Here is an 11,854-nt window from a genome sequence, read left to right as displayed (position 1 = left end):
GCAGGCGGCCTGCGCCCCATCCTTTCGAAAACACAAGGAGACACCAACCATGATGACCCCCGAACACATCGCGCTGCAGGACAGCGTGCGCAGGCTGATCGACCGGGAGATCGAACCCTTTGTCGAGAAATGGGAGGCTGACGAAATCTTTCCCGCGCACGAAGTGTTCAAGAAGCTCGGCTCGGCGGGCTATCTCGGCGTGAACAAGCCCGTGGAATTCGGCGGCATGGGGCTGGACTACTCCTACGAGATTGCATTCTGCGAGGCCATCGGCGGCATCAGCGCGGGCGGCGTCGGCATGGCCATCGCCGTGCAGACCGACATGGCCACGCCGGCGCTGGCACGATTCGGCTCGGACGAGTTGCGGGAGACCTTTCTCAAGCCGACCGTTGCGGGAGATTTCGTGGTGTGCCTGGGCGTGTCAGAAGCCGGGGCGGGTTCGGACGTGGCATCGCTGAAGACCACGGCGCGCAAGGATGGCTCCGACTATGTGATCAACGGCTCCAAGATGTGGATCACGAACGGGCTGCAGGCCGACTGGATGTGCCTGCTGGCGAATACCAGCGAGGGCGATGTCCACCGCAACAAGTCGCTCATTTGCCTGCCGCTGAGGGAGAACGGGAAGCTGCGTCCCGGCATCACGATGAACAAGATCAAGAAGGTCGGCATGTGGTCTTCCGATACCGCGCAGGTATTCTTCGACGACGTTCGGGTGCCCCAGCGCTATCGCATCGGGGAAGAAGGCATGGGCTTCACCTACCAGATGCGCCAGTTCCAGGAGGAGCGCCTCAGCGGCGCCACCCGCCGGGTCACCGCGCTCACCAATGCAATCAACGAGACCATCGAGTACACCCGTGAGCGCAAGGCGTTCGGGCGTTCGATCCTGGACAACCAGGTGGTCCATTTCCGGCTCGCCGAACTGAAGACCGAAGTCGAACTGCTGCGATCCGTCATCTACCGCGCGGCCCAGGTGCATATGTCTGGCGGCGACATGACCGAGCTAGCCTCAATGGCCAAGCTCAAGGCCGGCCGCTTGTGCCGGGAGGTGACCGATTCCTGCCTGCAGTACTGGGGAGGCATGGGTTTCACCTGGGACAACCGGGTGTCGCGCGCCTGGCGCGACCTCCGCCTGATCTCCATCGGCGGCGGCGCCGACGAGATCATGCTGACCATCATCTGCAAGCACATGGGAATCCTGCCGAAGCGATCGGCCTGATCAGGGGAGAATCACATGCGCTTCGACACATTGCTTGTCGCCAACCGGGGGGAAATCGCACTGCGGGTCCTGCGCAGCGCGCGCAAGCTCGGCTTGCGCACGGTTGCCGTCTATTCGGACGCCGATGCCGGTGGCCGTCACGTGCGCGAGGCTGATCTGGCCGTGCGCATCGGACCGGCCGACGCCGCCCGCAGCTATCGGCATGCCCATGCGCTGATCGAGGCATGCCGGCGCACCGGCGCCCAGGCGATACATCCGGGCTACGGATTCCTGTCCGAAAACGCGGAGTTCGCGCGGGCAGTTGCCGATGCGGGCTTGACCTTCGTTGGACCCTCGGCAGACGTCATTGCGCTGATGGGCAACAAGGCACAGGCAAAGCTGGCCATGCAAAAGGCCGAGGTGCCGACTGTGCCGGGAGAACAGGGCTGTGCCTCCGACGAGGCGGCCCTCGCCGCGGTGGAGCGCATCGGCTTCCCGGTCATCCTGAAGGCCGCGGCAGGCGGGGGCGGCCGTGGCATGCGGGTCGTCCGCGACGCCACGGCCTTGCCGGCGGCGCTGAAACAGGCGCGCTCCGAGGCGGCAGGCGCGTTCGGCTCTGACGAGCTCATCATCGAGCGCGCCATCGAACGCGGAAGACACATCGAGATCCAGGTGCTGTGCGACGAGCATGGCCGCTGCCTGCACCTCGGTGAGCGCGACTGTTCGACACAGCGGCGCTTCCAGAAGGTCATCGAGGAAGCGCCTTCGCCCGCGGTGAACGCCGAGCTGCGCCGGGCGATGGGAGAGGTCGCGGTGCGCGCCTGCGAGGCCATCGGCTATACGGGCGCCGGCACGCTCGAATTCCTGCTGGATGGAAAAGGCCGCTTCTATTTCATGGAGATGAACACGCGGCTTCAGGTCGAGCACGGCGTGACGGAGCTGGTCACGGGGCTTGATCTGGTGGAGCAGCAACTGCGCATCGCCCAGGGCGAGCGGCTCGCGTTCGGGCAGGAGGATGTGCGCATGTGCGGCCATGCCATCGAGGTACGGCTGTGTGCGGAGGATCCCGCGGCGGGCTTCCTGCCCCAGGTGGGCCGCGTCGATGTCTGGCGCCCGGCGCCCGACATCCGCGTTGACAGCGCGCTGCACGGCGGCATGGAGATCGGGTCCGATTACGACTCGATGGTCGCGAAGATCATGTCCTGGGGCGAGACGCGCGAACAAAGCATTCACCGCCTGGTCCGTGCCTGCGAGCGAACGGCGCTGCTGGGTGTCCGAACCAACCTTGGCCTGCTCTCGCGCTGCCTGCGCCATCCGCGCTTCGTGGCCGGCGAGGTCACCACGGATTTTCTGGCTGGCGAAGACATGGGCGGTCCGGCGTGGCGCGCGCAGCCGTCGGTGCATGTACGCGCCGCGGCGGCCTTGCTGCTGTCGGGCGCGGTCGGCCGCGGCGCGTCCGGCATGCAGCGGCTGCCGGCCGGCCCGGCGCAAACGCGGGCGCTGTGGCTCATGGATGCCACGCACATAAGCGGCGCAGGCGCCGCGGCGCAAGGGACGGCCAGCGCGGTGGAACTGCGGCCATCGGCGGACCAGGGCGAAGTCGTCATCCGTTTCCGATCGGGCGATCCGACGCCCGCGCGCAACGCGACGGATGCGCAAGCGCGCGAGGCAGAGCCCGCCTGCAGCGTTGCCAATGTGCATTGGGAGCCGACCGGGAGCTCGGCCGGCGGACATGGCGGAACGCTCGGGCTTGCGGTCGATGGCGTGTACCGCCAGCTGACGTGCAGCTCGCCTCGACGCGACGAATGGTGGCTGCAGGATGGCGCCGACACGTTCGTGTTCCGGCGGCTGGCGCGCTTCGCTGCCAGCGACGGCGAATCCGTCGGTGGCAGCGTACGGGCGCCGATGAGCGGGCGCGTGGTTGCCGTCCTGGTTGGCGAGGGCGACGCCGTCGAGCGCGGCCAGACTCTGGTCGTGCTGGAGTCGATGAAGATGGAAATGCCCCTGGCAGCGCCGAGCACTGGGCGCATCGTGCGCCTGCTTGCCCGGGAGGGCATGCAACTCAACGCGGGACAGGTGCTGATCGAAGTCGGCGTGGACGCCGAAGCGGGAAAGGTCGAAGCCGAGGGCGCGACCTGACCGCATGGAAGCCCGGATGCAGAGCGGACGCGCGGGGGGCACGGCCACGGGCGGGTCCAGACACTCACTACAGGAGAGCATGAATGGTCCAGAACGCAAAACCCGGCCGCGCGATCGTCATTGGTGGCGCATCGGGATTCTGGGGCGACTCGCAGATCGCCGTCCCGCAACTGCTGCAGGAGCCGGGACTGGGCTACCTCGTTTTCGACTACCTCGCCGAAACCACCATGGCGATCCTTCAGCGCGCGCGCCTTCGTGCGCCGGAACTGGGCTATGCCACGGATTTCGTCAGCGCGGCGCTGAAGCCCCACCTGCAAGCGCTGAAGCAGCGTGGGGTGCGCCTGGTGTCCAACGCAGGCGGCCTTAACCCGGCGGGCTGCCGCGATGCCATCCTTGCCCTGGCGCGAGAGCAAGGACTGGACCTTAAGGTCGCTATCGTGTCCGGCGACGACGTGCTGGCACTTCAGGAAAGCTTCCTGCCCTGGCCCGGCGACGAGGCCGATGCCGGGCTTCCCCGGCTGATGTCAGCCAACGCCTACCTCGGCGCCCTGCCCATTGCCCAGGCACTGGACGCCGGCGCGGACATCGTCGTCACCGGCCGCTGCGTGGATAGCGCCGCGCTGCTCGGGGTCGCCATCCACGAGTTCGGGTGGTCAATGCAGGACTACGACCGGCTGGCGCAGGGCAGCCTTGCCGGCCATCTGGTGGAGTGCGGCGCGCAGGCCACGGGTGGGCTGTTCACGGACTGGGAGCGCGTGCCGGACTGGACCAACATCGGATATCCGCTGGTCCGCATGACCGCCGACGGCGTGTTCGAACTCTACCAGCCGGGCGACGCGGGCGGGCTGGTGACGCGCCAGACCGTGGGCGAGCAATTGCTCTACGAGATCGGTGACCCGAAGGCATATGCGCTGCCCGATGTCATCTGCGACTTCTCCGAAGTCCGGATCGAGGATCTGCCGGGCTTCGAGGCCAGCGGCGGGCGGGTGCGCGTCAGCGGCGCGCGGGGGAGGGCGCCCAGCGATTGCTTCAAGGTGACCGCCACCTACCAGCAGGGTTACCAGATTGCGCTGATGATGGCGATTCGCGGGCAGCGGGCGCTGGAGAAGGCCGAACGCACGGCGCAGGCCCTGCTTGCGCGCAGCCGCACCCTGATGGCCAGGAGCGGCCACGCCGACTACAGCGAGACCCTGGTGGAACTGCTGGGCGCGGAATCCATGTACGGGCCGCACCGCCGCGTGCGGGACAGCCGCGAAGTGGTGCTGCGCATTGCCGCCCAGCACAATGACCGGCAGGCGTTGGCTTTCCTGCAGAAGGAGGCGGCGTCCGCCGGCACATCGATGGGGCCTGGCACGCGCAGCCATTTCGGCGGACGCTCCGATATCCAGAGCGTGATCCGCACGGTCTCGTTCCTGCTTCCCAAGCAGGAAGTGACGGTGCAATGGAAGATGGCCGACGAGCCGGCGACAACCGTGGAGGTGCCAGTGGGTGGCACGTCCTCGGAGCGGCCGGCAATCACTGCGCACGTGCCCGTCACATTCGCTGGGGATGCACAACGACCGGACGTGGGCTGCCTCGTGCGTATTCCGCTCGGCACGCTGGCGGTCGGGCGCAGTGGTGACAAAGGCAACGACGCCAATATCGGATTGATGGTGCGGGACCCCGCCTGGCTGCCGGTGGTCAGCGCGCAGGCGACGGCGGAGCGGGTACGCGACTACTTTGCGCACTTGATTGAAGGACCGGTGACACGGTACGAACTTCCGGAAATCGGCGCTTTCAACTTCGTACTGGAAAAGGCACTGGGCGGCGGTGGCTCCTGCAGCCTGCGTTCCGATCCGCTGGGAAAGTGCTACGCACAGATGCTGCTGGACATGGAAATCGAATGCCCGGCAGAGCTGTTGCCCGAAGGGAGCCGGGAAGCAGCCGCCGCTCGCTGACCGGGCGGCAGGCACTTCGCGACACACAACGAACCAGGAGACACGAGTGATGCAAGCGATTTACCCATCAGCCTGGCAGGCTCAGAGCAGTGCGCGGCGGCGTCCTCGGCGACAGTATGGCGCGTCCGTGGTGATCGGCCTGGCTGCTCTCCTGTGGGGCGCCGCAGCCATCGCCCAGCCATCGCCCGCTGCCGGCACCGAACGCCTCGACAAGCCCGTGCGCATCATCGTTGCCTATGGCGCGGGCGGTGCCTCGGACAGTATCGCCCGTTTCGTGGGCGACGGACTCTCCAGGCGTGCCGGTAAGCCCGTGATCGTGGAAAACAAGGCCGGCGCCGACGGCAACATTGCAGCGGAGACCGCGGTCCGAGCCGCCCCTGACGCGTACACGCTGCTGGTGTCCGGTTCATCGACACACGCGGCAAATGCCACCATCTACCGCAAGCTTCCGTACGACCCGGAAGCCGACTTTACGCCATTGGCGACCATGGCCAGTACCCCGTTCGTGCTGCTCGTGAATCCCAAGCGGGTTCAAGCGGCGACGTTCAAGGAGTTCCTGGCATTGGCGAGGAAGGAGAGCAGTTCGCTGTCCTTTGCGAGCGCCAACGTGGGCGGCCGCATCACCGGTGAACTGTTCAAGCAGCGAGCGGGTGTCAAGGCGGTGAACGTTCCCTACAAGAACAGCAGCCAGGCCATGACGGACCTGATCGGCGGCCAGTTCGACTACTACCTGTGCGACATGGTCACGGCGCTGCCGCAGATCCAGGCTGGCACGGTGCGCGCCCTGGCGATCTCCAGCGCCGAACGCGCGCCGTCGTTGCCCGATGTGCCGACGCTGGCGGAAAGCGGCTTCCCGGACTTCGACGTCAGTTCGTGGATCGCCATCTGGAGCGCCAACGCGTCGACCCCCCAGCCCGTGGCCAGGCTGTTGTCGCGCTGGATCGCGGAGACGCTCGACTCGTCCAGCGGGCGCCAGTTCCTGGTGGGCAAGGGGCTGATTCCGGCCAAGGTCGCGCCGACGCATCTGCAGGAGCTGCAGCGGCGCGACACCAGGCTTTGGGGAAAAATCATCGTCGACGCAGGGATGCAGCAGCCATGAAGCCCGTAGCTCGTTCAGCGCGGCGAAATCAGGCGGCCGATGCTCAGTGCGCTCTCGCTAAGCCTGCCGGTGCGCGCATAAAGCCGGTAGCTGATGGTCGGCAGCGCTGGCATGCCCGAGTGAGGGTCCAGGACTTTCAGGTCCGGGGCCAGCATCTCTACGGTGCGAGGCGTGATCCCCATGCCCGCTCGCAATGCAGCCCGAATACCTGCCAGCGTCGAGGTCTGGAAGGCAATACGCCAGGGGATGCTGGCTTCCGACAGGGACTTGATTGCCATGCTGTGGAACGGGCAATCTCTTTCGATGAGCACAAGCGGTACCGGCGCGCCGGGCTGATGGTGATACCGCGCGCCGGCGATCCAGGTGACGGGAGAGGTGCGCAGCACGACCTGATCGAACTCCGGATTCGGCACCGGATCAAGCATGACGACCAGATCAATCTCGCCCCGGCGCAGGGACGAGGTCAGCCAACGGCGGCGGCCAACCTGGATGTCCACGCGCAGACCGGGAAAAACCTCGGCACACATCTTCAGGTACTCGGGAATCAACGAGTCGACGGCGTCAGCACAAGCTCCGACTTTCACAGGCTCGTCGAAGGCTCTCTGGGTCATGGCGCGATAGGCCTCATCGTTCAGGCCGACGATGCGACGCGCGTAGTCGAGAAGTCTGCTGCCCGCCATGGTAAGACGCTTGCTGCGCCCGACACGCTCGAACAATTCGCAGTCGAGCGCGGCCTCCAGTTTCTGCATCTGCTGGGACACGGCGGCCTGGGTACGGAAAACCTGTTCCGCCGCCACAGCGAAGTTTTCTTTTTCCGCCACGGCAACAAAGGTGCGAAGCAGGCCGATGTCAAGGTTGCGAAAGCTCATGTCGAATAACGTTGCGGCCTCGGCTTGCAAGAGGCGTTGATTCCTAACATTAACCTTCAGGATTGAACAGCGTGACTTCCAGCGTATCCCCCACACCCATCGAAGCTGCAGGCCGGTCTGCCGCCGCGGCGGCGCCATTCGTTCGCACTGGCGTTCACGGCGCAGTTTTTCGCATCGAGCTTAACCGATCCGATGCGAGGAATCCACTGGGTGCCGACATGGTTGCCGCATTGGCAAAGGCGGTTGACCGGGCCGAACAGATGGATGACGTACGGGTCATTCTCTTCACCGCGGCAGGCAAGGCCTTCAGTGCTGGTGGAGATCTCGGCAATATCGAGGACCGCCTGGCAGTGAAGCCTGGCGCGGATGGCCAGGACCCGATTGCGGTTGGCAACCGTCGCTATGGCGAGTTCCTGTCCCGGCTCACTCGGTCGTCGAAGGTTACGGTAGCGAGTGTGCATGGGGCCGCCATGGGCGGTGGTGCTGGCCTGGTATGCGCGGTGGACATCTCCGTCGGTTCTCCCGGCACACGGTTCGGGTTCCCGGAGGCAGGTATTGGTCTGGTGCCCGGGCAAATCCTCCCTTTCGTCAGCGCACGCGTTGGCGTTCAGGTTGCGCGCCGCCTCATGCTCACCGGTGAACGGATCAATGGAGTGGAGGCGCACCGCATCGGCTTGCTGGACTACCTTGCACAATCTGAGGAGGCACTGCCGGCGCGCGTGCAGGAAGTTCTGGAATTCGTCGTGGCCACGGCACCCGCGGCCAGTGTCTTGACCAAGTCCCTGCTGACACAGGCTCGCTCGCTGTCAGCCGAGTCGCACAACGCATTGGAAAACTACCTCGATGCCGCCTCAATCAAGTTTGCACAGCAAATGCGTTCGGAGGCGGTGGAAGGCGTGACAGCGGCGCGGGAGCGCCGGCCAGCGCGCTGGAACGTGGGAGCCGAACTGCCGCCCTTGGCGGCGAATTGAACAAAAGCGTCGAACAACATTCAGGAGGCACGGAACAATGGCATCACTGGACGGCGTGAAGGTCGTGGATCTCTCACGGGTACTTGGCGGTCCCTTGTGCGCGCAAATTCTCGGGGATCATGGTGCAAACGTGATCAAGGTAGAGGGTCCGATGGGCGATGAGACGCGTACCTGGGGCCCCCCATTCAATGAGGCTGGGATGGCGTCGTACTTCGCCGGCATCAATCGTAACAAACGCACGGTATGCCTCGACCTGGCATTGCCAGAGGGACGCGCAGTGCTGATGCGATTGCTTGCTGACGCGGATGTGCTGATTGAAAACTTCAAGGTTGGCACGCTGGAGCGTTGGGAGATGGGCTATGACGACGTGCTCTCCACACGCTTTCCGAAGCTCATCCATTGCCGTGTCACCGGCTTCGGCGCGACGGGGCCGCTCGGCGGGCTGCCCGGCTACGACGCCGCGGTGCAGGCGCTCGGTGGCATCATGAGCATCAACGGTGACCCGGATGGCACGGCCACGCGTGTCGGGGTGCCGATCGTCGACGTGACGACCGGGTTGAGCGCCGTGATTGGCGTGTTGCTGGCCTTGCATGAGCGTGAGCGCAGCGGTAGGGGACAGTCCATCGAGTCGGCTCTGTACGACAACGCTCTATTTTCGCTATACCCACACTCCATCAACACACTATTCACCGCCAAGGCTCCAATGCGGTCCGGCAATGGCCATCCGAACATCGCACCCTACGATACCTATGCGACCGCCACAGAGCCCATCTATCTCGCAGTCGGCAACAACGGCCAGTTTCAGCGGCTGTGCGAAGCGGTGGACCGCACTGAACTGGCGGTTGATATACGCTACGCTACAAATGCTCAGCGAGCCGTGCATCGGTTTGATCTTAAGCGTGATCTTGAGGCAGCCTTCAGCCGCTTCGAAGCGCAGTCGCTGTTCGAGCGCTTGGTGGCGGTTGGCGTGCCGTGCGGTGTCATCCACAGCGTGGTCGAGGCGCTGAACCACCCGCATACCGCGCACCGTGGCATGGTGGCCGAAATCGGCAACTTCAAGTCGGTCGCCTCTCCCGTCAAGCTCAGCCGCACGCCGGCAACGTACCGTGAGGCGCCGCAAGAGATCGGCGCCAGCACGGTAGAGGTGTTGCGCGAGGCAGGCCTTACCGATTCACAAATTGAACGGCTAATTGACCAGGGCGTGGCGCTTCAGCGAAGGCATATTCCGTAATGTGGCAGTAATTTTCTTAACCAACCCTTGCGCAGTGCCGCGACGCAGCACTGGCGACAGACCGGCATTCACCGGCCTGCGCAGCCTTAATCAGCCGTGATGTTGTTGGCCTTCACCACCTCGCCCCACATCTTGTAGTGGGTGCGGGTAAGCGTTGCGAGCTGCTCGGGCGTGCCGCCGCCGGGCTCGTCGCCGCGGTCGACGATGCTCTTGACGACGGCCGGGTCCTTCAGCGCCGTATTCAATGCGCCGTTGGCTTTCTTGACGATGTCGGGGCTCAGGCCCGGCGGTCCGTACAGGCCGATGAACGAGATGATGGTGAAGTCCTTGATGCCGCTCTCGGTGGCCGTCGGCACGTCCGGGATCATGGCCACGCGCTTGGGTCCCGTTACCATCAGCGGCCGCAACTGGCCCGACTTGATGAAAGGCGCGACGACCGACGTGGCATCGAACATCGCATCCAGGCGCCCGGCCATCAGGTCGACCATAGCCGGGCTGCTGCCCTTGTAGGGAACATGGTTCATCTTCGGCCCGCCCATGCGCTCGCGCAGCAGTTCCATCGTGACATGCGGCAATGCGCCGGTGCCGCCCGAGCCATAGTCGATGGTCTTGCCCGACTTGTCGCGCGCCTTGACCTCCTCGACGAACTGCGCGTAATTCTTGATGGGCGAACTGGCGGGCACGACGAGCACCAGCGGCGACTGCAGCATCACGCCTATCGGCGTCAGCTTCTGCGGATCGACGATGCCGAGCTTGGTGTAGACGTGCGGCATGATCGTCATCGAGCCGTTGCCTACCAGCAGCTTGTTTCCGTCGGGCGCCGCGCGCATGACCTCGATGGAGGCGATATTGCCATTCACGCCGGCCTTGTTGTCGATGACAAACGACTGACCGAGCGAACTCTGCAGGCCGTTAAGCAGCGCGCGTCCCGCGAAGTCGGTCTGGCCACCGGGCGGAAAGCCCACCAGCAGCGTTACCGGCTTGGTCGGCCAGTTGGTCTGCGCCCACGCGGCGGTCGTTGCCAGCGCGCCAAGGCCGAGCGCTGCGACGCTCAGGATCAACGCCGAACGGCGCGAATTCACGGGCGATTTCTTGGTGATTGTCATGACAGGTCTCCGATTATGTTTTGACTGGGCCTCGGCCCCACGGCGCTTCAGGCCGTCTTTTCCATCGCTTCCCACATACCATTGATATAGACCGCGCCGAGTGCCCGGTCATAAAGGCCGTATCCCGGCTTGCCCGTCTCGCCCCAGATCATGCGGCCGTGGTCCGGGCGGTAATAGCCCTGGAAGCCGACGTCGTGGTACGCCTTGACGATCGCGGCAATATCCAGCGATCCGCAACTCGACAGGTGGGCGGTTTCCTCGAAATCGCCCTCCGGCGTGATCTTGACGTTGCGGATATGGGCGAAGTGGATGCGCCCCATGCCGCCGAACTCGCGCACCAGCGCCTCGACGTTGTTCTGCGGGCCGGCGCCAAGCGAGCCGGAACACAGCGTCAGGCCGTTTGCCGGCGTGTCGACGATGCTCAGGATGCGTGCCAGGTCGTCGCGGTTCTTGACGATGCGCGGCAGTCCGAAGATGGGGCGCGGCGGATCGTCCGGATGAATGGCCATCTTGATGCCGCACTCCCGGGCCACGGGAATGATCGCGCGCAGGAAATGCTCCAGGTGCTCCCAGAGCCTGCCTTCGTCGATGTCACGATACTCGGCGAGCAGCGACTGCAGTTCTCCTGGCGCGTAGCTGGAATCCCAGCCGGGCAGGGCGATACCCTGGCTGACGTCGACCTGGTCTACCTCGCGGGTGCTGAAGGCAAGGCAGGTCGAGCCGTCATCGAGCTTTTTTGCCAGTTCCGTACGGGTCCAGTCGAACACCGGCATGAAGTTGTAGCAGATGACCTCGATGCCCGCTGCGGCCAGGTTCCTGATGGTCTGCTGGTAGTTCGCGATCAGCCGCTCGCGCGTCGGCTTGCCGAGCTTGATGTCCTCATGAACCGGAACCGACTCCACCACCTTGAACTGCAGCCCAGCCGCCTCGATGGTGGACTTAAGCGCCAGGATCTTGTCCAGCGGCCATACCTCTCCGACCGGTTCGTCATAGATGGCCGAGACGATGTGGGTCATGCCCGGGATCTGCCGGATGTATTCGAGGGGGATCGGGTCGGTCGGGCCAAACCAGCGGAACGACATCTTCATGGGTGGGCTTCCTTGGGGCGATTCTGATGAAGAGGGCTGAAAGGCAATCCGGCCTGACCTGGCGCGCGTCATGGCCGGGAGAAACGCGCGGCATTGGTGTACCGGATTGGGTTATTTGGTTCACCAATTATGAACAGGTTGCCCAGTTTTGCCGTCATGGTTTACCATGGTCTGCATCAGGCACTGCCCTGCCCATGCCTTCGTGTGGCGAGTGGTCAA

Annotated in this window: 9 protein-coding genes; 6 read left to right on the top strand and 3 right to left on the bottom strand. The window is 64.8% G+C overall.

Annotation, left to right across the window (positions count from 1 at the left end; all coding sequences use genetic code 11):
* Nucleotides 1-49 precede the first annotated feature (49 nt).
* From CBM2588_RS17250 to CBM2588_RS17235, 4 genes are all read left to right on the top strand, one after another.
* Nucleotides 50-1,216, top strand: a complete 1,167-nt coding sequence (locus tag CBM2588_RS17250) for an acyl-CoA dehydrogenase family protein (protein WP_115681656.1) — start codon at nucleotides 50-52, stop codon at nucleotides 1,214-1,216.
* A 15-nt stretch (nucleotides 1,217-1,231) separates the two neighbouring features.
* Nucleotides 1,232-3,334, top strand: coding sequence for an acetyl/propionyl/methylcrotonyl-CoA carboxylase subunit alpha (locus CBM2588_RS17245; protein ID WP_115681655.1), 2,103 nt, complete (start codon nucleotides 1,232-1,234; stop codon nucleotides 3,332-3,334).
* Nucleotides 3,335-3,417: 83 nt separating this feature from the next.
* On the top strand, nucleotides 3,418-5,271 hold the full coding sequence (locus tag CBM2588_RS17240) for an acyclic terpene utilization AtuA family protein (protein WP_115681654.1): 1,854 nt from the start codon (nucleotides 3,418-3,420) through the stop codon (nucleotides 5,269-5,271).
* A 49-nt stretch (nucleotides 5,272-5,320) separates the two neighbouring features.
* Entirely contained in the window at nucleotides 5,321-6,370 is a 1,050-nt protein-coding gene (locus tag CBM2588_RS17235; protein WP_115681653.1) for a Bug family tripartite tricarboxylate transporter substrate binding protein, read from the top strand.
* 14 nt (nucleotides 6,371-6,384) lie between these two features.
* On the opposite strand, the gene CBM2588_RS17230 is transcribed toward CBM2588_RS17235, so the two are convergent.
* The gene (locus CBM2588_RS17230; RefSeq protein ID WP_115683633.1) at nucleotides 6,385-7,239 is read right to left on the bottom strand and encodes a LysR substrate-binding domain-containing protein; all 855 of its coding nucleotides are present in this window, start codon (nucleotides 7,237-7,239) and stop codon (nucleotides 6,385-6,387) included.
* Nucleotides 7,240-7,310: 71 nt separating this feature from the next.
* Here CBM2588_RS17230 and CBM2588_RS17225 point away from each other — a divergent pair, with 71 nt between their 5' ends.
* Nucleotides 7,311-8,210 (top strand): enoyl-CoA hydratase/isomerase family protein, encoded by a 900-nt coding sequence (locus tag CBM2588_RS17225; RefSeq protein ID WP_231942181.1) that lies wholly within the window; start codon nucleotides 7,311-7,313, stop codon nucleotides 8,208-8,210.
* Nucleotides 8,211-8,247: 37 nt separating this feature from the next.
* The gene (locus CBM2588_RS17220) at nucleotides 8,248-9,441 is read left to right on the top strand and encodes a CaiB/BaiF CoA transferase family protein (protein WP_115681652.1); all 1,194 of its coding nucleotides are present in this window, start codon (nucleotides 8,248-8,250) and stop codon (nucleotides 9,439-9,441) included.
* 86 nt (nucleotides 9,442-9,527) lie between these two features.
* On the opposite strand, the gene CBM2588_RS17215 is transcribed toward CBM2588_RS17220, so the two are convergent.
* Both CBM2588_RS17215 and uxuA read right to left on the bottom strand, forming a co-directional pair.
* Nucleotides 9,528-10,547 carry a Bug family tripartite tricarboxylate transporter substrate binding protein gene (locus CBM2588_RS17215; protein ID WP_115681651.1) on the bottom strand — a complete coding sequence of 340 codons (1,020 nt, stop codon included), beginning with the start codon at nucleotides 10,545-10,547 and terminating at the stop codon, nucleotides 9,528-9,530.
* A 47-nt stretch (nucleotides 10,548-10,594) separates the two neighbouring features.
* The gene (gene uxuA, locus CBM2588_RS17210; RefSeq protein ID WP_115681650.1) at nucleotides 10,595-11,635 is read right to left on the bottom strand and encodes a mannonate dehydratase; all 1,041 of its coding nucleotides are present in this window, start codon (nucleotides 11,633-11,635) and stop codon (nucleotides 10,595-10,597) included.
* Nucleotides 11,636-11,854: the final 219 nt, after the last annotated feature.

The organism is Cupriavidus taiwanensis, from assembly GCF_900250075.1.
Lineage (GTDB): Bacteria > Pseudomonadota > Gammaproteobacteria > Burkholderiales > Burkholderiaceae > Cupriavidus > Cupriavidus taiwanensis_C.
This window is presented reverse-complemented; position numbering and strand designations above follow the sequence as displayed.

What these genes read in the sequence shown, in the direction of transcription:
- CBM2588_RS17235 (WP_115681653.1), top strand. Translation starts at nt 5,321, where the DNA reads ATGCAAGCGATTTACCCATCAGCCTGGCAGGCTCAGAGCAGTGCGCGG.
- CBM2588_RS17245 (WP_115681655.1), top strand. Translation starts at nt 1,232, where the DNA reads ATGCGCTTCGACACATTGCTTGTCGCCAACCGGGGGGAAATCGCACTG.
- CBM2588_RS17240 (WP_115681654.1), top strand. Translation starts at nt 3,418, where the DNA reads ATGGTCCAGAACGCAAAACCCGGCCGCGCGATCGTCATTGGTGGCGCA.
- CBM2588_RS17220 (WP_115681652.1), top strand. Translation starts at nt 8,248, where the DNA reads ATGGCATCACTGGACGGCGTGAAGGTCGTGGATCTCTCACGGGTACTT.
- uxuA (WP_115681650.1), bottom strand. Translation starts at nt 11,635, where the DNA reads ATGAAGATGTCGTTCCGCTGGTTTGGCCCGACCGACCCGATCCCCCTC.
- CBM2588_RS17215 (WP_115681651.1), bottom strand. Translation starts at nt 10,547, where the DNA reads ATGACAATCACCAAGAAATCGCCCGTGAATTCGCGCCGTTCGGCGTTG.
- CBM2588_RS17230 (WP_115683633.1), bottom strand. Translation starts at nt 7,239, where the DNA reads ATGAGCTTTCGCAACCTTGACATCGGCCTGCTTCGCACCTTTGTTGCC.
- CBM2588_RS17250 (WP_115681656.1), top strand. Translation starts at nt 50, where the DNA reads ATGATGACCCCCGAACACATCGCGCTGCAGGACAGCGTGCGCAGGCTG.